The sequence below is a fragment of the Methylobacterium hispanicum genome (assembly GCF_022179285.1).
Classification (GTDB): Bacteria; Pseudomonadota; Alphaproteobacteria; order Rhizobiales; family Beijerinckiaceae; genus Methylobacterium; species Methylobacterium hispanicum.
Window position 1 is genome coordinate 98,015 of the sequence record NZ_BPQO01000021.1, and the last position, 24,510, is coordinate 122,524.

At 70.3% G+C, this 24,510-nt stretch carries 23 protein-coding genes and 1 pseudogene; 9 read left to right on the forward strand and 15 right to left on the reverse strand.

Translation table 11 applies throughout. The features are described 5' to 3' along the window. Positions 1 to 4 precede the first annotated feature (4 nt). From MFF56_RS21750 to dsbD, 8 genes are all read right to left on the reverse strand, one after another. A complete protein-coding gene (locus MFF56_RS21750) occupies positions 5 to 916 on the reverse strand; it encodes an MBL fold metallo-hydrolase (RefSeq protein ID WP_003597874.1) in 912 nt (303 codons plus the stop codon). A gap of 21 nt (positions 917 to 937) precedes the next feature. Further along, positions 938 to 1,747 (reverse strand): sulfite exporter TauE/SafE family protein, encoded by an 810-nt coding sequence (locus MFF56_RS21755; RefSeq protein WP_003597009.1) that lies wholly within the window; start codon positions 1,745 to 1,747, stop codon positions 938 to 940. Further along, positions 1,744 to 2,190: a YeeE/YedE family protein gene (locus MFF56_RS21760; RefSeq protein WP_003597007.1), complete on the reverse strand. Its 447-nt coding sequence runs from the start codon at positions 2,188 to 2,190 to the stop codon at positions 1,744 to 1,746. Before MFF56_RS21760 ends, MFF56_RS21755 begins: the two co-directional genes overlap by 4 nt. Before the next feature lie 3 nt (positions 2,191 to 2,193). Next, entirely contained in the window at positions 2,194 to 2,619 is a 426-nt protein-coding gene (locus MFF56_RS21765; protein WP_003597005.1) for a YeeE/YedE family protein, read from the reverse strand. A gap of 253 nt (positions 2,620 to 2,872) precedes the next feature. Continuing rightward, positions 2,873 to 3,334: a DsrE family protein gene (locus tag MFF56_RS21770; protein ID WP_003597002.1), complete on the reverse strand. Its 462-nt coding sequence runs from the start codon at positions 3,332 to 3,334 to the stop codon at positions 2,873 to 2,875. Then, positions 3,321 to 4,169, reverse strand: coding sequence for a L,D-transpeptidase (locus MFF56_RS21775; protein WP_003597001.1), 849 nt, complete (start codon positions 4,167 to 4,169; stop codon positions 3,321 to 3,323). The genes MFF56_RS21770 and MFF56_RS21775 overlap by 14 nt, the downstream gene beginning before the upstream one ends. After that, positions 4,169 to 4,804, reverse strand: a complete 636-nt coding sequence (locus tag MFF56_RS21780) for a DsbA family protein (RefSeq protein ID WP_003596999.1) — start codon at positions 4,802 to 4,804, stop codon at positions 4,169 to 4,171. The genes MFF56_RS21775 and MFF56_RS21780 overlap by 1 nt, the downstream gene beginning before the upstream one ends. 39 nt (positions 4,805 to 4,843) lie before the next feature. Beyond that, positions 4,844 to 6,589, reverse strand: coding sequence for a protein-disulfide reductase DsbD (dsbD, locus tag MFF56_RS21785; protein WP_003596998.1), 1,746 nt, complete (start codon positions 6,587 to 6,589; stop codon positions 4,844 to 4,846). 102 nt (positions 6,590 to 6,691) lie between these two features. Between dsbD and MFF56_RS21790 the strand changes: the two genes are divergently transcribed. Together MFF56_RS21790 and MFF56_RS21795 are read left to right on the forward strand one after the other, a co-directional pair. Beyond that, a complete protein-coding gene (locus MFF56_RS21790) occupies positions 6,692 to 7,354 on the forward strand; it encodes a response regulator (RefSeq protein ID WP_003596996.1) in 663 nt (220 codons plus the stop codon). Beyond that, complete coding sequence (locus tag MFF56_RS21795; RefSeq protein WP_003596994.1) at positions 7,351 to 8,667, forward strand: ATP-binding protein; 1,317 nt, start codon at positions 7,351 to 7,353, stop codon at positions 8,665 to 8,667. Before MFF56_RS21790 ends, MFF56_RS21795 begins: the two co-directional genes overlap by 4 nt. A 6-nt stretch (positions 8,668 to 8,673) precedes the next feature. Here MFF56_RS21795 and MFF56_RS21800 read toward each other — a convergent pair whose 3' ends face one another. Beyond that, positions 8,674 to 8,997, reverse strand: coding sequence for an ArsR/SmtB family transcription factor (locus MFF56_RS21800; RefSeq protein WP_003596992.1), 324 nt, complete (start codon positions 8,995 to 8,997; stop codon positions 8,674 to 8,676). A gap of 1,213 nt (positions 8,998 to 10,210) precedes the next feature. Between MFF56_RS21800 and MFF56_RS21805 the strand changes: the two genes are divergently transcribed. From MFF56_RS21805 to MFF56_RS21835, 7 genes are all read left to right on the forward strand, one after another. Beyond that, positions 10,211 to 10,687, forward strand: a complete 477-nt coding sequence (locus tag MFF56_RS21805) for a hypothetical protein (RefSeq protein WP_003596991.1) — start codon at positions 10,211 to 10,213, stop codon at positions 10,685 to 10,687. A gap of 484 nt (positions 10,688 to 11,171) precedes the next feature. Further along, the gene (locus MFF56_RS21810) at positions 11,172 to 11,864 is read left to right on the forward strand and encodes a sigma factor-like helix-turn-helix DNA-binding protein (protein ID WP_238230997.1); all 693 of its coding nucleotides are present in this window, start codon (positions 11,172 to 11,174) and stop codon (positions 11,862 to 11,864) included. Continuing rightward, on the forward strand, positions 11,861 to 12,493 hold the full coding sequence (locus MFF56_RS21815) for a hypothetical protein (RefSeq protein WP_012455887.1): 633 nt from the start codon (positions 11,861 to 11,863) through the stop codon (positions 12,491 to 12,493). The genes MFF56_RS21810 and MFF56_RS21815 overlap by 4 nt, the downstream gene beginning before the upstream one ends. Then, positions 12,480 to 15,911: an ATP-dependent helicase gene (locus tag MFF56_RS21820; protein ID WP_012455886.1), complete on the forward strand. Its 3,432-nt coding sequence runs from the start codon at positions 12,480 to 12,482 to the stop codon at positions 15,909 to 15,911. Before MFF56_RS21815 ends, MFF56_RS21820 begins: the two co-directional genes overlap by 14 nt. Before the next feature lie 144 nt (positions 15,912 to 16,055). After that, complete coding sequence (locus tag MFF56_RS21825; protein WP_003596987.1) at positions 16,056 to 16,769, forward strand: multiubiquitin domain-containing protein; 714 nt, start codon at positions 16,056 to 16,058, stop codon at positions 16,767 to 16,769. A gap of 1 nt (position 16,770) precedes the next feature. Then, positions 16,771 to 18,165, forward strand: coding sequence for a ThiF family adenylyltransferase (locus tag MFF56_RS21830; RefSeq protein ID WP_003596986.1), 1,395 nt, complete (start codon positions 16,771 to 16,773; stop codon positions 18,163 to 18,165). Next, positions 18,165 to 18,503 (forward strand): ubiquitination-like system serine protease family protein, encoded by a 339-nt coding sequence (locus tag MFF56_RS21835; protein ID WP_003596985.1) that lies wholly within the window; start codon positions 18,165 to 18,167, stop codon positions 18,501 to 18,503. The genes MFF56_RS21830 and MFF56_RS21835 overlap by 1 nt, the downstream gene beginning before the upstream one ends. A 375-nt stretch (positions 18,504 to 18,878) precedes the next feature. Here MFF56_RS21835 and MFF56_RS21840 read toward each other — a convergent pair whose 3' ends face one another. The 6 genes and pseudogenes from MFF56_RS21840 to MFF56_RS21865 all read right to left on the reverse strand — a co-directional run. Then, positions 18,879 to 19,358 (reverse strand): hypothetical protein, encoded by a 480-nt coding sequence (locus tag MFF56_RS21840; protein ID WP_003596984.1) that lies wholly within the window; start codon positions 19,356 to 19,358, stop codon positions 18,879 to 18,881. Between the two features lie 227 nt (positions 19,359 to 19,585). After that, positions 19,586 to 21,985: a heavy metal translocating P-type ATPase gene (locus MFF56_RS21845; RefSeq protein WP_003596983.1), complete on the reverse strand. Its 2,400-nt coding sequence runs from the start codon at positions 21,983 to 21,985 to the stop codon at positions 19,586 to 19,588. Between the two features lie 148 nt (positions 21,986 to 22,133). Beyond that, on the reverse strand, positions 22,134 to 22,511 hold the full coding sequence (gene copM / locus MFF56_RS21850) for a CopM family metallochaperone (protein ID WP_003596982.1): 378 nt from the start codon (positions 22,509 to 22,511) through the stop codon (positions 22,134 to 22,136). Between the two features lie 91 nt (positions 22,512 to 22,602). Continuing rightward, positions 22,603 to 22,845 carry a hypothetical protein gene (locus MFF56_RS21855; RefSeq protein WP_003596981.1) on the reverse strand — a complete coding sequence of 81 codons (243 nt, stop codon included), beginning with the start codon at positions 22,843 to 22,845 and terminating at the stop codon, positions 22,603 to 22,605. Positions 22,846 to 23,004: 159 nt separating this feature from the next. Then, entirely contained in the window at positions 23,005 to 23,370 is a 366-nt protein-coding gene (locus MFF56_RS21860) for a hypothetical protein (protein WP_003596978.1), read from the reverse strand. 18 nt (positions 23,371 to 23,388) lie between these two features. Further along, positions 23,389 to 24,399, reverse strand: a pseudogene (locus tag MFF56_RS21865) (efflux RND transporter permease subunit); the annotation flags it as partial. Positions 24,400 to 24,510 lie beyond the last annotated feature (111 nt).

Consider the following 24,510-nt stretch of genomic DNA (forward strand, 5'->3'; position numbering starts at 1 on the left):
TCCGTCACTCGCCCCAGGCCGCGCCGTCGAGGGCGTCCAGCGGGATCTTCAGGTAACGCTTGCCGTTCGCCTCGGGCTCGGGCAGGCGGCCGCCTCGGATGTTCACCTGCAGGGAATGCAGGATGAGCTTGGGCATCGGCAGTTCGCGGTCGCGTGCCTCGCGCATGCGGACGAACGCCTCCTCGGTCGGGGCCTCGACGAGGTGCGGGTTCTCGGCCCGCTGCCGGGCGACCGTGCTCTCCCAGGCCGCCTCGCGCCCGCCCGGGCGGTAATCGTGCCCAGTGAACAGCCGTGTCTCGTCCGGCAGGGCCATGATGCGCTGGATGCTGCGCCAGAGCGCGTGCGCGCTGCCGCCTGGGAAGTCGGCCCGCGCCGAGCCGCTGTCGGGCATGAACAGCGTGTCGTGGATGAAGGCGGCGTCGCCGATCCGGTAGGCGATGGAGGCCATGGTGTGGCCGGGCGTGAACATCACCTCGACGTCGAGGTCGCCGATCCGGAAGCGCTCGCCGTCGGCGAAGAGCCGCGACCACTGCGAACCGTCCGTCCGGAACGTGTCGGGCAGGTTGTAGAGCCCCTTCCAAAGCCGCTGCACGTCGACGACCTTCTCGCCGATGGCGGTCGGGACGCCGGTCTTGTCGTGCAGGTAGCCGGCCGCCGAAAAGTGGTCGGCGTGCGGATGGGTGTCGAGGATCCACTCCAGCTCGTAGCCCTCGCGCTCGATGTGGGCGAGCAGGGCATCGGCGGAGCGGGTCGCGGTCGCGCCGGACTTCGGATCGAAGTCGAGCACCGGGTCGATGATGGCGCAGCGCTTCGTCCCGGGATCGGCGACGACGTACTGGATGCTGCCGGTCGGCTCGTCATGGAAGCCGGTCACGATGGGACGCCCGCGCAGGGCTGCGATGGTCTGGTCCGACATGAAACGCCTCCTTTTTCGGGTTCAGGTGTTGGCGCCGAGGAGCGGCAGGGCTCCGCGGGCGACGACGTACAGGCCGACCAGGATGACGAGGCCGGCGAAGGTGACGGTCAGGGCTCGCTTGCGCCCGGCGAGCCTCTGGCCGAGGCGCGTGCCGGCGAGGCCGCCGAGCACGCCTCCCAGGATGAACAGGCCGGCCAACGGCCAGTCGATCAGGCCGGAGGCGGCGTAGCTCGCGGCGGTCGCCGCCCCGAAGGCGCTGACCGCGACCAGCGAGGTGCCGATGGCCATCGGCAGCGGCATCGACGTCGCCAGCATCAGGCCCGGCACGATGAGGAATCCCCCGCCGATGCCGAAGAAGCCGGAGAACAGGCCGACCGCGAACCCGATGCCGAGCAGCCAGGGCAGGAGTACCGGGGCGTTGGCCTTCGTCAGGCGCACCTCGGGGTCGCCGTCACCGCGCCGCTTGCGCAGCATCAGGCCCCCGACCACGAGCATCACGACACCGAACAGGGCCAGGAGGCTCTGCCCGTCGACCGCCTTCGCAGCGACCGAGCCGGCCAGCGCGCCGAGGACGCCGGCGACCGAGAATGCCGCCGCGCAGCGCCACTTCACGTTCCCCGCCCGCCATTGCGGGACGAGGTTGCCGGCCGCGCTGACCGACACCGCCAGGGCGCTGGTGCCGATCGCCACGTGTGGCGAGGACACGCCGACGACGTAGGTCAGGAGCGGGACCGCCAGGATCGAGCCGCCCCCGCCGACGAGACCGAGGATCAGGCCGACGACCCCGCCCGAGCCGGCCGCGAGGCCGGATGTCAGCAGGCCGGGCGTCATGCGTCGGCTCCCTGGACCGCCGGCTTCGGGGCTGCCGCCGGAAGAAGGTGAAACGCCAGCATCCCGACGACCATGGCGACGACGAAGGTCACAGCTTGCGCCGGTGCGACCGTCAGCAGGGTGAGGGCGGGCCCCGGGCACAGGCCGGCGAGGCCCCAGCCGAGACCGAACACCGCGGCGCCGGCGATCAGGCGCGGGTCGAGGTCGCGCCGGGTCGGGATCTCAAGCCGGGAGGCGAGCAACGGCCGCCCACGGCGCCGCGCCACGAAATAGCCCGTCGCCGAGACCGCGACGGCGCCAGCCATCACGAAGGCGAGGCTCGGGTCCCAGCGCCCGGTCACGTCGAGGAAGGCGAGAACCTTGGCCGGATCAGCCATGCCGGAGACGAGGAGGCCGAGGCCGAACAGGAGACCGACGGCGAAGGCGGAGGCGGTCTTGGCCATGGCTCAGGCTCCGACGAGATGGCGCACGACGAGGACGGTCAGGATGGCGACGGCCATGAAGGTGCCGGTGGCGACCACGGAGCGGGGCGAGCCACGGCCGATGCCGCAGACACCGTGGCCGCTCGTGCAGCCGGCACCGAGGCGCGATCCGAACCCGACCAGCAGACCGGCGACCACGAGCAGCGGGAACGAGGCATCCACCGTCAGCGGCGGCAGGCTGCCACCCAGGCCGGCGTAGGCGAACGGCGCCAGGACGAGTCCTGCCACGAAGGCGGCGCGCCAGCCCGTCTCGCGAGATGGCGGGGTTAGGAGGCCGCCGAGAATGCCGCTGATGCCGGCGATCCGTCCGTTGAGGAGCAGGAACAGGGCCGCGGAGGTGCCGATCAAGGCACCGCCGGCGAGGGCGCTGACAGGCGTGAAGCCGTCCATGGTGGTCGCTCCCAAACGGTGGTCCGGGGGATGCCCGGCGGGGCGCAAGGGACGTCCTCCCCTGCCAAACCAGAACATTAGATAACTCTTATTTAGCATCATCTAATGGAATGGCAAGCGTGAAACCGACGGCCTGGATTGGGACGCGCAGAGGGGGTGCGGTGGCGCACGGGCGCCTTCGCCTTTGGGCGGACGCCATCGTTGGCGTGGCATCGATGCCGACGGGAGGCTCGCCGTCTCCCGTTCGACCAACTCAGGGATGGATGTAGGCGAACCCCATGCCCTGCAGCCGCGCCAGTTCGGCGACACCGCTCGGCACCACTTCGTCCTCGGTGACGCCGTAGAGCGTGTTGCGGTCGATCTTCCGCTCGCGCAGGGTATGGCCGCAGACGAGGAACCGAACGCCCATCCCCTTGAGGGCATCGATACGGGCGGCGAGCTCCCTGTCGCTCGCGGCCGACTGGAAGAGCCCGACCCCGTCGCCGTGGCTCACCACGCGGATCTCAACGTGGGTCTTGCCCACGGTCTCGACGTGGTTGCGCAGATTGCCGAGCAGGCGCTTGAAGTAGGCGGCTCCGTCGGGGCCGCCGTCGTTGTGGTAGACCACCTTCTGGTCGGCGTAGTACCCGGCCGGCGCTTCCGGGCCGGCATGGGCGGCCCCTACGCCCAGGGTCGCAAGCACGACCGCGATCATCAGGCTCCTAAAGACCGTCATCGTCCGCCTCCCCGTCATAGGCCGGAGGCTCGGGTGCTTCCGACGCGCTGCGCGATAGGTTGTCGAGCCCCGCATGATCGAGGCCGTCGTCCGGCTTCGGTCCGGAGGATGCGCCGTTCCCGAGGCTGCCCGTCGTCTCCGGCGCTTTTGGCCGTGCGGCGTGGACGGTGCCTCGGGACCCGAGCACCACCACCTTCGTGCCGGTGGGGACGCGCCGGTGCAGGTCGATCACGTCCTGGTTCAGCATGCGGATGCATCCCGAGGACACCGCCTCGCCGATGCTCGATGGTTCCGTCGTGCCGTGGATACGGTACAGCGTGTCCTTGCCGTCCTTGAACAGGTAGAGCGCCCTGGCGCCGAGCGGGTTCCTGTCGCCGCCCGGCATGCCGCCGGCCCAGCGCCCGTTCCGCTCCGGATCACGCCGGAGCATGTCGGGCGTCGGCGTCCAGCGCGGCCAGGACGCCTTGCGCGCCACGGTCGCCTCGCCGGTGAACTCGAATCCGGCCTTGCCCACCCCGACCGCGTAGCGCATCGCCTTGCCGCCCTCCATGACGAGGAAGAGGAAGCGTTTGTATGGATCGACGACGAGGGTGCCGGGCAGCTCCTTTGACGGGTAGTCGACCAACTGGCGGACGTTGCGAGCCTTGAGGTCGCGCGGGTCGACCGCCTCGACCGGGAAGGGTTCGTCCGTGACGGCGGCGTACCGGCGCAAGACCTCCGGGGTGATCTGCGGCCGGGCTTCCGCGACGGGGGCCGGAGCCCCCTGCGAGGTCGAGCAGGCGCCGAGCGCCGAGGCGAGCGCGATCAACGTCGTAAGGCGGAGGGGCCGCGGCATCACGAGCGACCCCGCGCTCGGGCCTGGGCGACTGCCTGCCTGAAGCCGTCGTAATCGAGCGCCGCCGCGACCTTGAGTTGGCCAATCAGGAAGACCGGCGTTCCCTGGAGCCCCAGGGCGTCCGCCTGGTCGAGGTTGCGCTGGAGCAGGGCCGCGATCTCGGCCTGGTGCGCCTTCCGGTCCTCTTCCAGGCGGGCGACGTCGACGCCCGAGGCGGCCACCGCCTCCAGCATCCGCTCCTTCGGGATCTTGCGGCCCGGAATCCCCATGAGCGCGCGGTGCACTTCGTCGTAGCGGCCCTGGTACTTCGCCGCGAGGGCGAGTTGGGCGCCGTAGACGGAGGCGTCGCCGAGGATCGGCCAGTCCTTGTGGACGAGGCGGATGCGCCCGTCCGCCTTCACCAGACGGATGAGGTCGGGCTCGGCCTTCTTGCAGAAGGGGCAGTTGTAATCGAGGAAGGCGACGATGGTCAGGTCGCCCTTCGGGTTGCCCGAGACCGGCACCTCCGGGTCGTTGAGGATGGCGTTGGGGTCGACGCCCTGGGCGAAGGCCTCCTCGATGGGGGGCGCCAGCGACAACAGGGCAGGCGCGAGCGCGACGGCGGGCATAAGGGCGAGCAGGGTCCTGCGGTCCATGGTGGTCTCCGTGAAACTTGGTTTGTCGAAAAGGGGGGCTCAGGCGCCGACGAGGGCGAGGCGGCGCTTCAGGTCCTCGACCGTGAGTTCGCCCTCGGTGCGGGCCTCGCGGACCTCGCCGCCGTCGGGGCGCATCAGGATGAGGGTCGGCGGTCCGACCACCTCGAAGCGCCGCATCAGGGCGCGGGTGGCGTCGTCGTCGCGGGTGACGTCGGCGCGGATGACCGAGACGGCCCTCAGCCTCGCCCGGATGCCGGGGTCAGCCAGGACCGTCCGTTCGTTGGTCTTGCAGACGCTGCACCAGTCGGCGGCGAACTCGACGAGCACCGGCTTGCCCGCGGCACGGGCCGCCGCGAGGGCGGCCTCGAAAGCCGGGACGGAGGAGACAGACCGGCTCTCCTCGACGTGAACCGCTCGCGACGGGCCGAAGCCTGCGAGCGGCCGGAGCGGGTCGGTCCCGCCGCCCGCGGCGCCGACGACGAGGGCGCAGCCGTAGGTCACGGCAACGATACCGGCGACCTTGCTTAGCCGGCCCGCGGCACCCGCCCTGAGGACGTCGAACGCCCCGACGAACACGCCGACGCCGATCGCCAGCGCGCCCCAGAGCACGAGGGAGACCTCGGACGGCACGAGGCGCGAAACCATGGTGATGGCCAACGCGAGGAAGACTACGCCGAAGGCCTGCTTGGCCGCGACCAGCCAAGGGCCTGACTTCGGCAGGATACCCGCCCCGAACGTCCCGAATGCGATCAGCGGCAGGCCCATGCCGAGGCCGAGCGCGAACAGGGCGGCGGCGCCGCGCGCCACGTCGCCGGTCTGGGCGACATAGAGGAGGGCCGCGGCGAGTGGCGGCGTCACGCAGGGCCCGACGATCAGGGCGGAGGTGAAGCCCATGACAGCGGCGGCGCCGAGCGCGCCAAGCTTGCCTCCGTTCAGGCGTGACAGCCGGCCGGCGACGCCGGACGGCAGCGCCAGGTCGAACACGCCGAACATCGACAGGGCCAGGGCGGCGAAGGCTGCGGCGAGCAGTCCAAGCGCGGCGGGAGTCTGGAGTGCGTTTTGAAGGTTGCGCCCGGACCATGCCGCCGCCACGCCGAGCGTCCCGTAGGCCAGCGCCATCGCGATCACGTATGTGCCGGAGAGTACGAAACCTCGTCCGGCCGAGAGCCGCTCCCCGGACCGGGCCAGCATGCCGGCCAGCACCGGGACCATCGGGAGCAGGCACGGGGTGAAGGCCAGGAGCAGGCCGAGCCCGAGGAAGGTCGCCAGGACGCCCGCGAGATGGCCCGAGAGCAGGCCGCTCGCGGGCTCGGCCTGCGCGTCCGTGGCCGGCGTCGCGGCGGTCGCGGTCGCCTGCGGACCTAGCGCGGGGACCTCGATGACCTTGTTGATCGGCGGGTAGCAGATGCCCTTCTCGGCACAGCCCTGATAGGTGACGCGCACCTCGCGCACCCCCGCGAGAGCCGCACCCGGCACGATGGCCTCCGTCGCGCCGTGATAGACTTCCGTCGGCCCGAAGTTGGGGTCATCCTTGGTCTCGCCGAGCTGGGTGCTGACAGGAAGCTCCCTGCCGCTCGCGTCGGTGGCGGCGATCTTGTCACGGTAGAGGTAGGTGCCGGGGGCGATGGTCCATCGCAGGCGCAGCGAGAGGTCTGGGTCGCGAGCCGCATCGACGGTGAAGGGCGTCGGCCGCGCACCGGGCTCGCGGCACTGCCCCGGTGACCACAGCGAGGAGCCGGTCCAGAGCAGGGCAGCGAGGATAAGGTGGGTGAAAACGTTCGGCATGGGCAGGGTCCGGGATCGGATCGGCCCGCCGCGGGTCGGAAACGCAGCTTAAGCCAGGCTTAAGCGGGGCCCGGAGGATGGGGGCCGTAAAGGGAGACACGCATGCGCATCCTCGTCGTCGAGGACGACACCATCCTGTCGGACGGTCTCAGGGCTGGTTTGGGCCTGGGCGGGGCGACGGTCGATTGCGTCGCAACCTGCGCCGACGCCGAGGCGGCGCTCGCCACGAGCGCGTTCTCGGCCATCGTGCTCGACCTGATGCTGCCCGACGGCTCCGGCCTCGACGTGTTGCGGGGGCTTCGCCGCCGGAACGACCGGACGCCGGTCGTCCTGCTGACGGCCCGGGACGCCGTGACCGACCGGATCGCCGGGCTCGACGATGGCGCCGACGACTACCTCGGCAAGCCCTTCGACCTCGACGAGCTCTCCGCCCGCATCCGTGCCGTCGTCCGGAGGGCCTCGGGTCGGGCCGCCGCGCTCCTGGAGCACGGCGGAATTCGGCTCGACCCCGGCAGCCTTGCCGTCACCGTCGACGGTGTGCCGGTCGCCGTCTCCCGGCGCGAGGTCATGGTTCTGGCGGCCCTCATGGAACGACCTAACGTGCTTCGCTCCAAGGTCGAACTGGAGGAGCGGCTCTACGGCTGGCAGGAGGAGGTCGAGAGCAACGCGGTCGAGGTCCACGTGCACAACCTGCGTGCCAAGATCGGCAAGCACGCCATCGAGACGGTCCGAGGTCTCGGATACCGGATGAGGGCACTCGCATGAGGTCGCTACGCGTCAGGCTTTTCGCCATCCTCGTCCTCGCCACCGGCCTGATCTGGCTCAGCGCGGTCGCCTGGATCTATCTCGGCTCGAAGCGCGAGGTGGAGCAGGTCCTCGACAACCGCCTGCAGGAAGCCGCCCGCATGGTCAGTTCCCTGGTGGGTGCGGTTGGGAGCGCTGGCCCGGACGGGGCACCCCGAACCTTCCCGGCCCCGACGGCCTACGAGCGGCAGCTTTCTTGCCAGATCTGGTCGCTCGACGGGCGCATGGTAGCGCGGTCGACCGGGGCCCCGGAGCGCCGCCTGACCGACGCGCCGGCCGGCTTCTCGCAGCGCGAGGTCGACGGCGAGACCTGGCGGGTGTTCACCGTGGAGGATGCCGAGAGAGGTGTGCGGGTCATGGTGGGTGATCGTCTTGGCCTCCGCGAGCGCCTCGTCACTGACCTCATCATGGGCCTGGTCACACCCGCCATCCTGATGGTTCCGTTGCTCGGCATGCTGATCTGGGCGAGCCTCGGTCGGGGCTTGCGTCCCTTGCGGCTGATGGCGCGGGACCTCGCGGGTCGCGGCGCCGACGACATGAGTGCGATCGACACAAATCGGACGCCGGCGGAGGTGCGTCCCCTGGCAGACGCCCTGAACGGGCTGTTCCTCAAGGTCGAATCGGCCCGCCGGCACGAACGGGAAGTGACGGCCTTCGCCGCGCATGAACTGCGAACACCGCTCGCCGGCCTCAAGGTCCAGGCCCAGGTCGCCATGGCCGCCACCGACCCGGACGTGGCGAAGGCGGCGCTGAGACAGATCCTTGCGGCCGTCGACCGGACCACGCGCCTCGTCCGCCAGTTGCTCGACGCCGCCCAGCTCGATGCCGCAGGGGAGGCGCCCTCCCTGGCGGAGGTCGACGTCGGCGCACTGGTGACGGAGACCGTGGAGGGGATGCGGACGCCTCCCGGGGTCCGGACCCAAATCGATCCGGGGCTACGGGGCTACACGCTGCTGGCCGACCCGGAAGGCCTGCGCCTCGCCGTCCGAAATCTGCACGAGAACGCCGTGCAGCACATGGTGACCGGCACGGTGGCTTGGGGCGCGCGGCCGCATGGCGAGGGCATCGTCGTTCGCGACGAGGGACCGGGCATTCCGGAGGAGGAACTGCCCCACGTCACGACACGGTTCTTCCGTGGGCGACACAAGAGCGAGACGGGTAGCGGTCTCGGCCTCGCCATCGCCGAGATGGCGTCCCGCCGGAGTGGCCTGAGCCTGCGGCTGCGCAACCGGACGGATCGCCCGGGGCTTGAGGCGGAGATCCTCCCGGGCTGAGACCGGTCAGCCGAGCTCCGGGCAGAAGATGTCCTTGAGGGTCGCCAGCACCCGCGCGGCCCTGGGGTCCTCAAGGCGGTAGTGGATCGTCTGGCTCTCGCGCCGGAACGCGACCAACCCATCCTCGCGCAGCTTGGCGAGGTGCTGCGACAGGGCCGATTGGCTGAGCTCGACCTCCCCGGCGAGGCTGGTCACGTCCATCTCGCCGCGGGCGACCAGCAGGCACAGGATGAGCAACCGCTTCTCGTTGGCGAGGAGGCGGAGCAGGCGGGCCGCGTCGGCGGCCTTGTCCTGCAGGCGCATCAGGTCGGTCGGAGTCGCTACGTCCATCGGTCCGTATCCCAGAATGTCAGCCTTATCTTATTTAGGCGATCCTAATATAAAATCAGGGGCTGTGCTCCTTCTTTGCCCACTCCGCGGCTTCGCCCAGGAGGTCATCAAAGGCTTTTCCTGGTGCCGCCTTGCTGCCATCGTCCCCGAGGTAATCGGGCGCAGGCGCGGAAGGAGTGATCTGCGTCGGTCGCAAAGGCCAAGGGCCGCCATTGTATTGGCGGCCCCCTTTTGCTCTGGATTGCTCCGGTGCGGTACTAAGGGGTGGGAAAGCGGAGATATTGCGTCGGCCATTACCGGGACGGTGTCCGGCAACCACCAGGCGGAAAAAATATCCCCGCTCGGGGAAGGCATGCCCCCGGTCGACGGCCCGCAGGGCTAAGCGCGGGCCCGGCATCCACCCGGACATGACGCTTTCGCGCGGCACCGGCCGCTCCGGAGACGGCTATGTACCACCGTCGCCCAGGCCGCCTCGATACTTGGGCCGGATGGGACCGGCGGCCGACTCAACCCACATCGCGCACCATGGGCCGCCCCGCTTCCGACACGCGGATCGCCCTTGAGGTCGGCGCGGCGGTGCCAAGCCTGCCCGCGGTTTCCTCCACCCGCCAGCGAAGGATTGCCGGAGCAGGGGCAAGGATTGCGTCGTTGCTCCTTCCGTCGCCTCTTTGATCGGGCATTCTGTATAAGTGACTGCCTGGATTGAGCTTTTTCATATTTCAAGATCAAATCCGAAAGAATAGGCTATTCAATCCTTGGAATGCTTCGACGCCACTCTGATATCCTGCTTCAATCGAGCATCATCTCGCGATCATGCCAGATCGCAGGCCGATCCTGCAGTAAAAGGCGGTGGTCAGACTTGACTCCCAGGGCCGTGCTCGCGGTACAAGGCGCTGCCCGGGCCGCGTCGGCCCGAGCCGACCAGGAGTAAGGGAATGAAAGTTCCGGAACCGCCGTCGCGCAGGTAGGCGTGTGCGGGTAGCCGCCCACACACGCCTCCTTGCGATCCATCGACCGGGGTGCGCCCTCACGAGGCCAAAGGCACCCCGGTCAGCAACCCCGAACCGCCGAGGGCGGAAACGGGCGCTTCGGCGCATGGGCAGTGGATTCGCATCTCCCACCGCCCTTGGCAAGAGTCCCCGTTCCGCTCCGGCTCGAACGACGCCAGCCGCCAGGCATCGACCGGCTGTGCGTCGCCAGCGCGGAGCTGTCATTGAACACGAAGCATGATCGAGATCCCGCACGCGAAGCGCGGGAGACGCCCGGTGACGCGGGCGCGTCGGCCGTCGGCCCGGGGGTGCCCGAACCCTTGTATCCGCCGACGAAGATTGCCGGGGCCGACCTGATGGTCGTCGGCCTCGCCTACCGGTCCGACGAGTGGATCGAGTTCCTGGATGGCGAGGATTCCGGCGGCCGTTTCGAGGTCGCCGCAGTGGTCGACCCCGTCGACCTGCGCCAGATCGAAGCGATGGTGGCGGGGCGGACCTTCCGTCTGGCGGCGGTCGACCAGGAGCTCGCCATGGGCACGTCCCTGGCTGTCCAACTCGCCTTCTTCGGGCCCCCGTCGGTCAAGGTCCTGCCGCCGCCGTCGGAGCGCAAAAGGCTGGTTGGCTCCAAGGCGCGGCGCCCACCCGAAAGGCCTTGGGTCCACACCCTCGGCGGTCCGCGGGAGCCAAGTCCGCGACGGTAGGAGACCGCGTGTCGGGAGGGCGCCGGTTTGCGCCCTCCCGTGCATGAGGCGGACGCCTCACGGTCGCGCTCGGGGAAGAGAGTTGCCGCCGTGCCCCCGCGCCTCGGATGAGCCTGATGTGGATGGGGGAAGCGACTACTCCGCCGAGCCGGCCCGCGACACCTTGAGCGCCCATCATCGGCTGAGTCTTGTGCCGACGATGCGAGGCCCGCCGTCTCGAACCCGCGGTCCCCGCCGGAGCGGGTATGCCGCTCCTCGACATCCCAAGGCGATTGAGTTCATGGCGGCGCGCAAGATCCCCAAGCCATTGCACAACCGTGTCGGCGCTGCCGAATTTCGGCCACTCTAAGTGGCCACGTGAGCTGGGTGATCCCCGTTTCCATGGCTTGATCCCGACTTCGCGATGGCTCCCCCGCTCAACCGACGAACCAAGAAGGGAGAGTCGTATGTGCGCCCCCCTTCGATAGAAGCCGCCCTCGACCGATTGGCCGCCCTCGACCTGGATGGGATCGTGCGTGAGGCACGGGCGGAGGACCCCAAGGCGCCCGGCTACGTCGAGAGCGAATGCTTGGTCCATCTGCTGCGTTCGACACGCCACGACAACACGGACACCCGTTTCCAGAGACTGTTCGAGGTGTTGATCGAGAGGGTCGAGCGCTCCCTGAAGGGCTCGATCCGGACCAGCCGCCGCTACGACGCGGAGGAGTTGCGGACCGAGGTCGTCAACCGCCTCGTCGATCTCCTCGTCGAGGACAGGCAGTCTCCGGGCATCAAGCTGGATTTCTTCGAGGTGCGGTTCGCCCGCGCCATGACCGCCTTGCGCATCGGCGTGCTGCGGCGTTCCGAAAGCCGGGCGGAGGGGACCGACCACATCGAAGACATGGGCGACGGTGAAGGTGATGCCGTCCCGGCCCTGACGAACCGTATCAGCCAAGCCTTCGCCGCCGACGGGTCCGAACAGGAAAAAGAACATTTCCGGAACGAGCTGCTTCGCGCGATCGACCGTCTGCCACCCCTTCAGCGGGAAGCCGTAGCCCTCTTCCTCGAAGGCCACCGCATCGAGGGAGGGGACACGGAGACCATAGCGAAGCTTTGCGGCGTCTCGGACCGGGCGGTACGTTATCGCCTCAGGAATGCGTACGAGACGCTGCGTCGGGAACTCGGAGAGAGACGATGACGACCAGCCCCTCGCACCGCGCGCAGGAAATCCTCCTGACCTTCGCGGCGGAAGGCGAACCCACCCCGAAGCGGTTGGAGGCCTTTACGAAGGAGTACCCGGACCTCCGCCGCGAGCTCACCGACCTTGCGGTCGAGTTGGTGCTGGAACCCTCGCGGCCGGTCCCCGCGGCTGACGCCGCGACGGCGCGCACCGTGTCGTCGGCATGGGCTCGCTTCCAGGCAGGCATCGCCAGCCCCCCGGCGAAGTCCCGGGCCGGCGCGGTGGTCGAGCCTTCGCCGGACGTCTTCGCGGGCTTCGCCGGCCCGTCATTCCCACGGCTCGCGGCCCGGCTCGGAGTGACACCCGCCTTCCTGATCAAGGTCCGGGATGGCCTTATCGAGGCCGCGTCCTTCCCCAAGGCGCTGGCCAGGGACATCGCGGACGAGGTCGGGCATGGCGTCGACACGGTCATCGCCCTGTTGGAGCGCCCCGCATCCATGCCGGCCGGAACGATGGCCAAGGCCGACGGCAAGCCGGAGGTCGGCGTGAAGCAGACTTTCGAGGAGGCGGTGGCGAGCTCGGGCCTGACGGCGGATCAACGGCGGCGTCTGCTCGCGATGGCAGAGGCCGAACGTGGATCCGATTGAGGCGGGGCGGAAGCAGGCCGCCCGCATCCATGCCGAGATGGTCGCCGAGGGAGCCGATCCCTGGCAGCCGTTCGACCTTGCCGTGCGGGCCATTGAGGGCCACGGCCTCTGGCACCAGCCCGTCCACGCGGGCGACGTCTCCCTGAACGGAGGCCGGGCACGGCTCGACCCGAAGTCGAAGGGCATCCTGTACGGCGAGACGGGCACCCCCGGAGGCGATGCGCTCCTGCTCGGACATGAGCTCGGGCACGTGGTGATGCACGGCGGGACCGCTCCCGTCGTCACTACGCATACCGACCCGAGCCGATCCTCCGAGAGCGGCATCGCCGTCGAGCGGCTGGCCGACTACGGGCGTGGGGAGCGCCGCGAGGTCCAGGCCGACCTGTTCGCGCGCGAACTGGTGCTGCCGCGAGCCGTCGCGCGTCGCCATCACCAAGACGGGATGAGCGTCGCCGACATCGCCGGGCGGCTCGGCATCTGCCCGGACGTGGTGACCCAGCAACTGCTGGACGCGCTACTGCTTCCCGTCGTGCCGGACGCCGCCCCCGCCCCCGCGGCCACGATGCGGCCGGACCCGAGCCAGGATGCGGCGGTCGCCCATCGTGGCGGCCCCTACCTGCTCCAGGCGGGGCCCGGGACGGGCAAGACCCGCACGTTGGTCAGAAGGATCGAGAGCCTCGTCGACGAGGGGATCGACCCGAACGGAATCCTCGTCCTGACCTTCTCGAACAAGGCGGCGGCCGAGCTGATGGATCGGCTCGCCCTGTCGCGGCCCGAGGCGGCCGCCTCGGTCTGGACGGGCACCTTCCACGCGTTCGGGCTGGACGTGATCCGCCGCTTCCACGAACGCCTCGGACGAAGCGCGAGCCCGAAGCTCGTCGACAAGCCCACGGCCATCACGATGCTGGAGGGGGTTCTGGCGAGCCTGCCGCTGGCGCATTACCGGGACCTCTGGGACCCGGTGCAGGATCTCTCGAACATCCTCTCGGCCATTTCCCGCGCCAAGGACGAACTCGTCGACCACGTGCGCTACCGTGAATTGGCCGATGCGATGCAGCGTGCCGCCACGGACGACGCGACGCGCCTGAGGGCGGCGCGGGCGCATGAGGAAGCCATCGTCTACGAGGCTTACGAGAGGCTGCTCTCGGAGGCCGATGCCCTCGATTTCGGTGACCTCGTCATGAGGCCCGTGCGACTTGCGGCCGAGCATCCCGACGTGGCCAAGGCGCTGTCGCTCCGCCATCGCCACCTGCTCGTCGACGAGTACCAGGACGTCAACCTCGCCACCGTGCGCTTGATCCGGGCGCTGGCGGCCGACGAGGGCGAGCGGCTGTGGGTCGTCGGCGACGCCCGCCAATCGATCTACCGGTTCCGGGGCGCCACCTCGGCCAGCATGGCCGCGTTCCGGGCGCACTATCCCGGGGCGACCCTCGGGGCGCTCGACGTCAACTACCGGTCGCGCAAGGAGATCATCGACACCTTCACGAGCTTCGCCGCGAGCGTCGACGCCTTCCGCCCGCTCGGCGCGCTCGGCCTAGCCCCCGACAGGGGGGCGTCCGGCCTCAAACCGGTGCTGCACGACGCCGGCACCCCCGACGACGAGGTCGCGCTGGTGGCCGCCTCCGCGGCGCAGGCGAAGGCTGCGGGGGTGGACTACCGCGAACAGGCGGTCCTGTGCACGACCAACGACCGCCTCGCGGAGTTCGCCGCAGGCCTGATCGCCCGGGACGTACCGGTCCTCTACCTCGGGCCGCTGTTCGAACGGCCGGAGGTGAAGGAGCTGCTCTGCCTGCTCGCACTCTTCCACGATCCCCGCGCCGCAACGCTCGTCCGCGTCGCCACGATGCCGGGGTTCGAGATGGAGCTCGGCGACGTCGCCGCGGTCGCCGCCCATCTGAGGGACGCTTCAGGGCCGCCCCTCGACTGGCTGGCCGCCGCCGACGCCATCCCCGGCCTCGGCCCCTCGGCGACGGCGCCGCTGCGGCGCCTGCGAGAGGTCTGCGGGGGCTTCGCGGATCGGACGCCTCCGTGGCGCATCGCGAGCGCGCTGGTGCTGGACCGGCTCGGCATCGGCCGGAGGATCGCGGCCTCAGGTACCCTGCCCGAACGGATGGCGGGCATTGCGATCTGGCAATTCCTGAACTTCCTGCGGTCATTGCCGGTCGAGGGTCAGTTCCCGACCTTCGAGGCGCTCCGCCGGATCAAGAGGCTGGTCGTCCTCGGCGAGGAGAAATCGCTCAGGCACGTCCCGGACGCCGCCCTCGAACTGGACGCGGTGCGCATCATGACGATCCACGCCTGCAAGGGCTTGGAGTTCCAGCTCGTCCATGCGCCCGGCATGATCAAGACGGGCCTGCCGCGAACGGCCAAGCCGCCGCCTTGCCCGCCGCCGGACGCGCTGATCGAGGGCAGCGACGGCCTCACCGGCCCGCAGGCCTGCCTGACGGGCCACGAAGAGCAGGAGGCCTGCCTCTTCTTCGTCCTGCTCTCCCGCGCGCGAGACGACCTGCGCCTCTACCGGTCCACCATGATGGCCGGCGGGACCAAGAAGCGGAACCCGTCCGACTACAACGCCCGGATCGCCGCCACGCTGGGCCGGCCGCCCGCACTCGTCCGGCTCCCGTCGCCTCCGCCGCCATCCGGCCCGGCCGCCGTTCCCATCACATGGGAGACGCCGTTCGCGCTCGACCACCAGCACCTCGATTCCTACGGGAAATGCGGGCTGCGCTTCCTCTACACCTACCTGCTCGGCCTGGGCGGACGCCGCGACGAGACGCCGTACATGCGGATGCACAACGCCGTGGCGGAGACGGTCCGTTGGCTCGACCGCAACTTCGACGCCGGGCGCGCTGAGCCGGAGGGCTTCGGCGAGGCCTTCGCCGCGGCCTGGACCGAGCACGGCCCGGTCGACCACGGGCACGCCGAGGCTTACAGGACCATCGCGGACGAGATGCTGCGGTTCCTCCTCGGCCTGCGTGACGAGGAAGGCAGGCTGCCTCCCGAGGCCTTGAGCCTGGCCGTTGCGGGAGGAAGCGTCCTTTCCAGGGCGCACGACGTGGTCCGCAACGCGGACGGACGCCTCGTCGTGCGCCGCGTCGCGACGAGGAAGGCACCGTCGGCGCTGCTGAAGGAGATCGAGTACATCGTCCTGGATGCCGCGGCGGAGGTGACGTTCGGCGAACCCGTTGTGGTCGAGGCGGTGCATCTCACCGGCGGCAGCCGGCAACCGGTGGAGATCCCGCCGAAGAAGCGGGACGAGCTTCGTGCCGCCGTCGTCGCTCACATGTCCGGCATCGGGGCGGGACTGTTCGCCCCGAGCGTGGGATCCCGCTGCCCGCGCTGCCCGCATCACTTCGCCTGCCCCGGCCTTCCCGGCGGCTCGGCGGTGGTGCGGCGACCCCTGGCGTGGGGCCGGTAGCGCGGCCCGGAGCCCCTAACAGACTGCTCGGCCCGCGGCCGAAAAAAACTTGGCCCGGCCGTTTCCGGCTTGGCCGGCCCCTTTCGATCAACCCCTCGACGGGCCGGGAAGGATGGCTTCCCGGGATGATCGAAAGGCAACGGGATGAACACCAACGAGAACCACGGCCACCACGACGACGACGCCCCCCGCACGGACGAGGACGGCGTCCGCGCGGTCAAGGTCTACGGCTTCCGCATCGACAAGAAGAGCTACGAGAACCCGCTGCCGGACCTCACCGGCCGAGACCTGCTCGTTATCGCGGGCAAGGCGCACCCGGATCGCTGGAAGATTTTCCAGAAGGTCGGCGCCCAGTTGAAGCGCATCGGCCTCGACGAGGTCGTGCACGTGAGCGACAGCGGCGAGGAGCGCTTCGTCACCCTGCCGCTCGACCAGACGGAGGGGGAGCAGCCGCTCCCCCGCCGCCGGGATTTCGCGCTTCCCGAAGGCGACGAGGAGACGCTCGACGCGGCCGGCCACCGCTGGGAGGCGATCCAGGAGGCGGGCGCCACCCGCGTCGTCGTCCGCGACTATCCCGTCCGCACCGGGTACGCCCCGGCCAAGGCGGACCTGATGCTGCGCCTGCTGCCGGGGTATCCCTCGACTCAGATCGACATGTTCTACTTCCACCCCCCGCTCGCCCGGGCCGACGGGGTTCCGATCCGCGCCCTGGTCGGGGACACCTTCGAGGGCAAGCACTGGCAGGGTTGGTCGCGTCACCGCACCGGCGAGAACCCCTGGCGCCCGGACGTCGACGACATCGGCACGCACCTCGCGCTGGTCGAGCATTGCCTCGCCAAGGAAGTGGGGGCCGCCTGACATGCGCACCACCCTCGCCCTGACCGGCGCGCAACACGCCGCGCTTTGCGCCCACCTCTTCCCCGGCGACGGCCGCGAGGCGGTCGCCCTGATGCTCTGCGGGCGCGCCGCCTCGCCCGGACGGACGAAATTCGTCGTGAACCGGATCGTCCCGATCCCGCACCATGCCTGCGAGCGCACCGACAGGCGCGTGACTTGGCCGACCGCCTACCTGGAGCCCCTGCTCGCGGAGGCGGCGAAGCGCGGCATGGCCGTGGCCAAGGTCCACAGCCATCCGGGCGGCGACCTGCGCTTCAGCGAGGTGGACGACGCCGCGGATGCCGACCTGTTCGGCGGGGTCCATGCCTGGGTCGACGACGGCCAGCCGCACCTCAGCGCGGTGATGGTCCCGGACGGGACGATGATCGCCCGGGCCCATGGCGAGGACGGCACGCACGCGCCGCTCGACCACGTCGGCGTCGTCGGCGATGACCTCCGCTTCCACCGGCCCCCCGTTCACGCCGCCCAGGCCGTTCCCGAGTTCGCGCGGCGGCACGCCCAAGCCTTCGGACGCGCGACGTTCGAGGCGATGCGGCACCTCCGCGTCGGGGTCGTGGGGTGCTCCGGGACCGGCGGTCCGGTCGTTGACCAGATCGCCCGCCTCGGCGTCGGCGAGATCGTGCTGGTCGACCCCGACCTGGTCGAGGACAAGAACCTCAACCGCATCGTCAACACGACGCTCGCCGACGTGGGTCGGCCGAAGGTGGAGGTTCTGGCGGCCTTCGTCGAACGCCTCGGGCTCGGTGCGAGGGTGGAGGCCTTTCCCTGCGACCTGTCCCGACCGGACGCGCTCAGGGCCGTTTCGACCTGCGACGTCGTGTTCGGGTGCATGGACGGGGTCGAGGGCCGCGACCTGCTGAATCGCCTCGCGACGTTCTACGTCCTGGCCTACCTGGACATCGGGGTGATGCTCGACGCCGATGGCGAGGGTGGCATCGACCAGATCTGCGGGTCGGTCCACTACCTGCAGCCGGGGCGCTCCAGCCTCCGGGGACGCGGTCTCTACACGGACGGGATGCTTGAGGCCGAAAGCCTGAGGAGGCAGGACCCCGCGGCCTACGAGGACCGCCTCGCGCGCGGCTACATCCGCGGCGTGCCGCAGGAGCGGCCGGCCGTGGGTGCGGTGAACGGCCTGTTCTCCAGCCTCGCGGTGGTCGAGTTGCTGCTGAGGTTGCATCCGTCGCGGCTCGACCCGAACGGCGATTTCGCCGTCCAGACCCTAAGCCTGACGGCCGGGTTCTGGCAGTTCGCGCCGGAAGAGGGCACGGACGACGCGCTCGCGCGATACCTCGGTCGAGGCGACATGAGGCCGTTCCTGAACCGACCGCATCTCGACATGCTCATGAGGGCGGCGTGATGGCGGGACTTCCCGTTACGCTGCTCCGGGCGTCCCTGTCCTGGGTCGCCCGCCGCCTCGGGCGTCACACCGTGGATTTCGTCGACGAGGAGCCCGATACGCCCGCGCCTCGCACGGTCTACGTCGTGGGTGAGGATGGCCATCAGTGGTTCGCGGCCTTCGGGTGCCCGTGCGGCTGCGGCGAGACGATCAAGCTCTCGCTCGTTCCCGGCGACCGGCCGGGCTGGCGCATCCGCCGACACTGGGACGGGACCGCGTCGCTGACGCCGAGCGTCTGGCGTCAAGTGGGATGCCAGAGTCACTTCTGGCTGAGGAAGGGCCGGACCGACTGGTGCTGACCGCCTTCGCCCGCCGCGGCGCCGGTTCCGCCGACGCCGAACCTGTCGCCTCCGGAGCGGGGAGGATTCCGCCGCGGTGAACGGAGGTGAGGTCGACCCGGAGCTAGGTCGCCGCTGGCCGGACTGGGGTGAATTCCGGACATGGGGCCGTTCAGGAGGCCCTCGTTGCGACGAACGGTGCCGCTTGGAGGCCGTTGCCTCGGCCATATCACGCCGGAAAAATTGACCGGCGGAGGGATGTCGCTTCCATCGTTGCGGTCCGGACCAAGCCGAGGGCCGGATAAGCGCCGCCCGCCCGAACGCGTGATCCCCGGCCGTCGGCGGCAGGACGAACTCTGAACGGGGCGGCGCACGTGCGCCGCCCCGTCGAAGCCGTTAGGCCAGGGCAGCGGCCCACTTCGTAGGATCGGGTGACTTGTTCTTGTAGATCGTCCCGCCGAAATCCACGTGAAGCTCGGCCCACGCCCCGCCAGCCTGGCGCGCGAGAACTTCGAAGTGCTTCGGCTTGCGGCGAAGGTCCCCCGACGGGGTCCAGCCCGCGGCCTTCACCGCCTCCAGCACGCGCGATGGGTCGGCCGGCATGTCCGGTCGCTTATCGCCAGGCGGGTGACAAGGCTTCTTATGCTGGATGTGCACGGGTTCCCGGCTCTCGGCTGCGATCCGCGTCACCTTGATCTCGGACGGGCGACGCTCGCCCTCGATGTCCACATGCAGGCCCGCCACGAGCGGGAAGGCCTCCGCTCCCTTAGGGCCGAGATCGGCCAGATGCGTCCCGCCGCCGGCCTCCACCGTGAAGCGATGGGCAAAAACGTGCTGAATGACCCCCGAGAGGGCCGTCGTGTCGTGGTGCGGCATGATCTTCTCCGTAGGGCGCCCATCCGCAGGCGCGGCCCGTCAGGTGGCCTGGCCTCACACGCCGTTCAAGATTGACCCCGGCCGGTGCGAGCGAGGGGACGATCACCTTTCTGTGCTTCGTCCCGAGGCCGCGGGGGCCCGTGCGCGGCTCACATGCCGGGTCTGCGGACCCATGGTGCTGCCGCGATCATGCTCACGCGCAGACCCTGCTCGGCCGACACGTAGCCTCAAGGATCGAGCCGGGCCGTCCGCAGGCGCAGGGCGTTGCCGATGACGCTGACCGAGGACAGCGCCATGGCAGCGGCGGCGATGACGGGCGAGAGCAGGATACCCAGGAACGGGTACAGCACCCCGGCCGCGACCGGCACGCCGGCGGCGTTGTAGACGAAGGCGAAGAACAGGTTCTGGCGGATGTTGCCCATCACCGCCTTCGAAAGGCGCCGCGCCCGCACGATCCCCATCAAGTCGCCCTTGAGCAGCGTCAGGCCGGCGCTCTCGATGGCCACGTCCGTGCCGGTGCCCATCGCGATGCCGACGTCCGCCGCGGCGAGCGCGGGGGCGTCGTTGACGCCGTCGCCCGCCATGGCGACCACCTGCCCGGCCGCCTTGTAGCGCTCGACCACGGCGGCCTTCCGGTCGGGCAGCACCTCCGCCTCGACCTCCTCGATGCCGAGGCGGCGGGCGACGGCCTCGGCGGTGGTGCGGTTGTCGCCGGTCAGCATCACCACCCGGATGCCCTCGGTCCGGAGCGCCGCCAGCGCCTCCGCGGTCGTCGCCTTGACGGGGTCGGCGATGGCGATGACGCCCGCCACCCGTCCGTCGACGGCGGCGAAGATCGCGGTCGCGCCGTCTCGCCTCAGTTCGTCCGCCCCTGCCGCATATGCCGACACGTCCACGCCATGCTCGCGCAGGAAGGCCGCGTTGCCGAGCGCAACCCGGCGCCCCTCCACGGTGCCGAACGCGCCCTTGCCGGTCGGGCTTTCGAAGTCGGCGACGGCGGCGGTCGCGACGCCGCGCTCCTCCGCGGCCCGCACGACCGCCGTGGCCAGCGGGTGCTCGCTCGCCCGCTCGACGCTCGCCGCGAGGCGCAGCACCGTAGCCTCATCGAAGCTAGCTGAAGGCACGATCCGGGTGACCGCCGGCTTGCCCTCGGTCAGCGTGCCTGTCTTGTCGACCAGGAGGGTGCCCACCCGCTCCATGCGCTCCAGGGCCTCGGCGTTCTTGACCAGGACGCCGGCCCCGGCACCCCGTCCGACGCCGACCATGATGGACATCGGCGTGGCGAGCCCGAGCGCGCAGGGGCAGGCAATGATGAGCACCGCGACGGCGGCCAAGAGCGCGAAGGTGAAGCGCGGCTCCGGCCCGAAGACCATCCAGGCGAGGAACGCGAGGACCGCCACGCCGATGACGGCGGGCACGAACCAGCCGGCCACTTGGTCGGCGAGGCGCTGGATGGGTGCGCGCGAGCGCTGGGCCTCGGCCACCATCTGGACGATGCGGGCCAGCATGGTGTCGCGCCCGACCTTCGTGGCCTCGATCACGAGGGCCCCGGACTGGTTCAGGCTGCCGCCGACCACGGGGGCGCCCGCCGCCTTGGTGACCGGCATCGATTCCCCCGTCACCAGGCTCTCGTCCACCGAGCTCCGCCCCTCGGCGACGAAGCCGTCGACCGGCACCTTCTCGCCCGGGCGCACCCGCAACCGGTCGCCGGCCGCGATGGCGTCGAGGGACGTCTCTTCCTCGGAGCCGTCCGGTCGAATGCGGTGGGCCGTCTTCGGCGTCAGGTCGAGCAGGGCACGGATCGCGCCGCCGGTGCTCTCGCGGGCGCGAAGTTCCAGTACCTGCCCGAGGAGCACCAGAACCGTGATGACGGCCGCCGCCTCGAAGTAGGCAGGCACGGCCCCGCCATGCCCGCGCAGGGCCTGCGGGAACAGGCCCGGGGCAGCTGTGGCGACGACGCTGTAGAGGAAGGCGCAGCCCGTCCCCAGCGAAACCAGCGTGAACATGTTGAGGTTGCGCGAGACCACGGAACGATAGCCACGCACGAAGAACGGCCAGCCCGCCCAGAGCACCACAGGCGCGGCGAGCACGAACTGTATCCAGTTCGAGGTTTGCTGCCCGAGGCGTTCCGCCAGCCCGAACAGGTGGCCACCCATCTCCAGGACGAAGACGGGGAGCGTCAGCACGAGCCCGACCCGAAAGCGTCGGGTCATGTCGACCAACTCCTCGCTGGGGCCGGTGTCGGCGCCGACCACGGCCGGCTCAAGCGCCATCCCGCAGATGGGGCAGCCTCCCGGGCCGACCTGCCGCACCTCCGGGTGCATCGGGCAGGTGTAGATCGTACCCTCCGGCACCGGCTCCACCCTCGCCTGCCCCGGATCGAGGTAGCGGACCGGATCGGCCTCGAACTTGGTCCGGCATCCGTTCGAGCAGAAGTAGTACGGGTGCCCGGCGTGCTCGGCCCGATGCTTCGCGGCGTGCGGATCGACCGTCATCCCGCAGACGGGATCCTTGACCGTCCCGGTGCCGGAAGCCTGGGTCTCGTGATCACCGTGCCCAAGTTGCGCATGGTCGTGCCCGGCATGATGGCCGTGGCGCTCGTGCGAGGGGGGGACGCTATGCGGCATGACCTGGCTCCCGTGGGTTCGCATCGCCTTCGGTCACCGGCTTCCGGTGACGGGAAGCAGGCCGAGGCTGTCCAAGGACGTCGAACAGGTGACGGGGACGGCGGGCGTCCCCGTCGGGATGGGTGCCCCGGATCGGGGCGCGGCCGACCTACTTGGCGTGCTGCTTCAGCCACGCCTCCATCTCGCCGATCTCCTTCTCCTGGTCGTCGATGATCTTCTGGGCCATAGCCTTGGTGGACGGGTCCTTGGCGTGCTTCAGGGCAACCCTGGCCATCGCGACCGCGCCCTTGTGGTGCGGAATCATGTGGGTGCGGAAATCGACGTCCGGGTTGCCGGTGTAAGCGACGGCCATGTCCTTCATCATGGCCATGTCGGCGGCCTTGAAGTCCTTGGTCGAGGCGTCGTCCTTCGGGTCCGGCTTCATGGAGGACATCGAACCGTGGTCCTTCATGTCCTGCGCGTGGGCGGTACCGGCCAAACCGAGACCGAGAATGGCGGCGATGGCGAGCGTGTTCGGGATTTTCATGGTCGTTACCTTTTTCGATGGCGTGGGATGCCGTCGCGCCGGAACGGACGTCCGCTCCGGCGCGACGGGGCGTCGTGAGGCGCGGCGGCGTTCAGTGACCGTGGGGAGGCTTGGTGGCCGTTCCGTCGGAACGTCCGTGGTCCATCCGCTCGCCGGACTTCGCGGGGGCCGTGTCCCCGAGACGCATGTCGTGGGCAGGCCCTCCCGCCGTGCCGCCGCGGCTCGGCGTGGGCTGCGTCTGCTGCTCGGCGTTCGCGTTGCCCTGGTCGTCGGCGAAGGCGGGCGATGCCGCACCGAAGGCCATCAGAAGGGTGGCGAGAGCGGCGATTTTCATGTGGTGAACTCCTTGGCTCATTGAGGTTGGCCGGTCGCCGGCGTGCAGCTCGTCGACCGATGGCTCCGGCACGGGCACCCGCCTCGGGCGGCTCCCCCTGCATCCCTGCGTGGGATCTTCAGGCCCCCTTCCGGTCGCGCTCGCGACAGGGGGCGATGTTCAGTCGAACTTGCCGCTGGCCGTGGCACCGTCGGGCGCGGTGAGCTGCACGGCGCCCTTCGGGCTGTCCCCGAGCGCCACCGGGGCCGTCCCTGTCAGTCGGTTGCCGTCGGCCGGCTGCAGGGGGACCCGGGTCGGCTTGCCGCCGACGACGAGGATGGCCGTGCCCTTGAAGCCCGTGGCCGGCACCGGCTTCTGGCCGCCGTCCGACAGGAAGACGTCGACGGTCTCGCCCTTGGTAGCGAGCTCGACGTGGAACTTCCCGGCGTCGGCTACCCGGCCGCCGTGCTGGCCGGCGCTTTCGTGGGCGTACGCCGCGGTCGCCGCCATCAGGCCGGCGACGAGGGTCAGTCTGTGCAGGATCATGCTGGTTCTCCTCGGGGGTCAGTAGGCCTCGGCCGGGCGCGGTCGCGCGCCGTCCGGGGACGGGTCGGCCGGCGCCTCGGCGTGCAGGGCGTGCAGCCGCTCCAGCGGCTTGCGGCCGAAGCGCAGGAACAGGACGGGGGTCAGGAAGGTGTCGAGCAGCGTCGCGCTGACGAGGCCGCCGAAGATCGTCACCGCCACCGGGTGCAGGATCTCCTTGCCCGGGCTCGCGGCGTCGTAGAGCAGCGGCACCAGCGCCACGCCCGCCGAGAGCGCCGTCATCAGCACCGGGGTCAGCCGCTCCAGGCTGCCGCGCACCACGAGGTCGGGCCCGAACGGCATACCCTCGTGCAGTGACAGGTTCAGGTAGTGGCTGATCTTCAGGATGCCGTTGCGGGCGGCGATGCCGGTCAGCGTGATGAAGCCGATCATCGACGCCACCGAGAGCGGCTGCCCCACCAGCCAGAGCGCGGCCACCGAGCCGATCAGGGCGAGCGGCACGTTGCCCATGATGATGAGCGCCAGGGCGGCCGAGCGGTAGCGGCTGAACAGGATGGCGAAGACCAGGGCCAGAGAGAGCGCCGAGAGCGCCGCGATGGTCCGGCTCGCCTCCTCCTGCGCCTGGAAAGTGCCTTCCAGGCTGGTGAAGAAGCCGGGCGGCATCGGCTCCTTCGCCACCGCCTCGCGGATGGCGGCCACGACGGTCGCCATGTCGGTGCCGGCCGTGGTGTTGGCCTGCACCACGATGCGGCGCCGGGCGTTCTCGCGCAGGATCTGGTTCGGCCCGTCGGTCTCGCGGATGTCGGCGACCTGGCGCGCCGGCACCCAGCCCGAGGGCGTCTCCAGGAGGAGGTCGCCCAGCCCCGTCGTCGTCCGGCGGTTCTCGGCGAGGCGCAATACCACGTCGAAGCGGCGCACGCCGTCGACGACCGTCGAGACCACCCGACCGTTGGAGAGGCGGCTGATCTGCTCGACGACGGCCGCGGGCTGGACGCCGTAAAGGGCCGCCCGGGTGTAGTCGACGCGCACCTCAGAGCCTGTTTGAGGACGAAACCTCAGGCTGGATTGTTGAGGGCGTTGGCGGCCATGAGGCAGGCGACGCAGGCAAGACGGCCGGTCGCGACATCAAGGCGGCCGGCGCGC

What these genes read in the sequence shown, in the direction of transcription:
- MFF56_RS21855 (WP_003596981.1), bottom strand. Translation starts at nt 22,845, where the DNA reads ATGAAAATCGCCGCTCTCGCCACCCTTCTGATGGCCTTCGGTGCGGCA.
- MFF56_RS21775 (WP_003597001.1), bottom strand. Translation starts at nt 4,169, where the DNA reads ATGCCGCGGCCCCTCCGCCTTACGACGTTGATCGCGCTCGCCTCGGCG.
- MFF56_RS21790 (WP_003596996.1), top strand. Translation starts at nt 6,692, where the DNA reads ATGCGCATCCTCGTCGTCGAGGACGACACCATCCTGTCGGACGGTCTC.
- MFF56_RS21780 (WP_003596999.1), bottom strand. Translation starts at nt 4,804, where the DNA reads ATGGACCGCAGGACCCTGCTCGCCCTTATGCCCGCCGTCGCGCTCGCG.
- MFF56_RS21845 (WP_003596983.1), bottom strand. Translation starts at nt 21,985, where the DNA reads ATGCCGCATAGCGTCCCCCCCTCGCACGAGCGCCACGGCCATCATGCC.
- MFF56_RS21795 (WP_003596994.1), top strand. Translation starts at nt 7,351, where the DNA reads ATGAGGTCGCTACGCGTCAGGCTTTTCGCCATCCTCGTCCTCGCCACC.
- MFF56_RS21800 (WP_003596992.1), bottom strand. Translation starts at nt 8,997, where the DNA reads ATGGACGTAGCGACTCCGACCGACCTGATGCGCCTGCAGGACAAGGCC.
- MFF56_RS21760 (WP_003597007.1), bottom strand. Translation starts at nt 2,190, where the DNA reads ATGGCCAAGACCGCCTCCGCCTTCGCCGTCGGTCTCCTGTTCGGCCTC.
- MFF56_RS21770 (WP_003597002.1), bottom strand. Translation starts at nt 3,334, where the DNA reads ATGACGGTCTTTAGGAGCCTGATGATCGCGGTCGTGCTTGCGACCCTG.
- MFF56_RS21765 (WP_003597005.1), bottom strand. Translation starts at nt 2,619, where the DNA reads ATGGACGGCTTCACGCCTGTCAGCGCCCTCGCCGGCGGTGCCTTGATC.
- dsbD (WP_003596998.1), bottom strand. Translation starts at nt 6,589, where the DNA reads ATGCCGAACGTTTTCACCCACCTTATCCTCGCTGCCCTGCTCTGGACC.
- MFF56_RS21835 (WP_003596985.1), top strand. Translation starts at nt 18,165, where the DNA reads ATGGCGGGACTTCCCGTTACGCTGCTCCGGGCGTCCCTGTCCTGGGTC.
- MFF56_RS21815 (WP_012455887.1), top strand. Translation starts at nt 11,861, where the DNA reads ATGACGACCAGCCCCTCGCACCGCGCGCAGGAAATCCTCCTGACCTTC.
- MFF56_RS21860 (WP_003596978.1), bottom strand. Translation starts at nt 23,370, where the DNA reads ATGATCCTGCACAGACTGACCCTCGTCGCCGGCCTGATGGCGGCGACC.
- MFF56_RS21755 (WP_003597009.1), bottom strand. Translation starts at nt 1,747, where the DNA reads ATGACGCCCGGCCTGCTGACATCCGGCCTCGCGGCCGGCTCGGGCGGG.
- MFF56_RS21830 (WP_003596986.1), top strand. Translation starts at nt 16,771, where the DNA reads ATGCGCACCACCCTCGCCCTGACCGGCGCGCAACACGCCGCGCTTTGC.
- MFF56_RS21840 (WP_003596984.1), bottom strand. Translation starts at nt 19,358, where the DNA reads ATGCCGCACCACGACACGACGGCCCTCTCGGGGGTCATTCAGCACGTT.
- copM (WP_003596982.1), bottom strand. Translation starts at nt 22,511, where the DNA reads ATGAAAATCCCGAACACGCTCGCCATCGCCGCCATTCTCGGTCTCGGT.
- MFF56_RS21750 (WP_003597874.1), bottom strand. Translation starts at nt 916, where the DNA reads ATGTCGGACCAGACCATCGCAGCCCTGCGCGGGCGTCCCATCGTGACC.
- MFF56_RS21825 (WP_003596987.1), top strand. Translation starts at nt 16,056, where the DNA reads ATGAACACCAACGAGAACCACGGCCACCACGACGACGACGCCCCCCGC.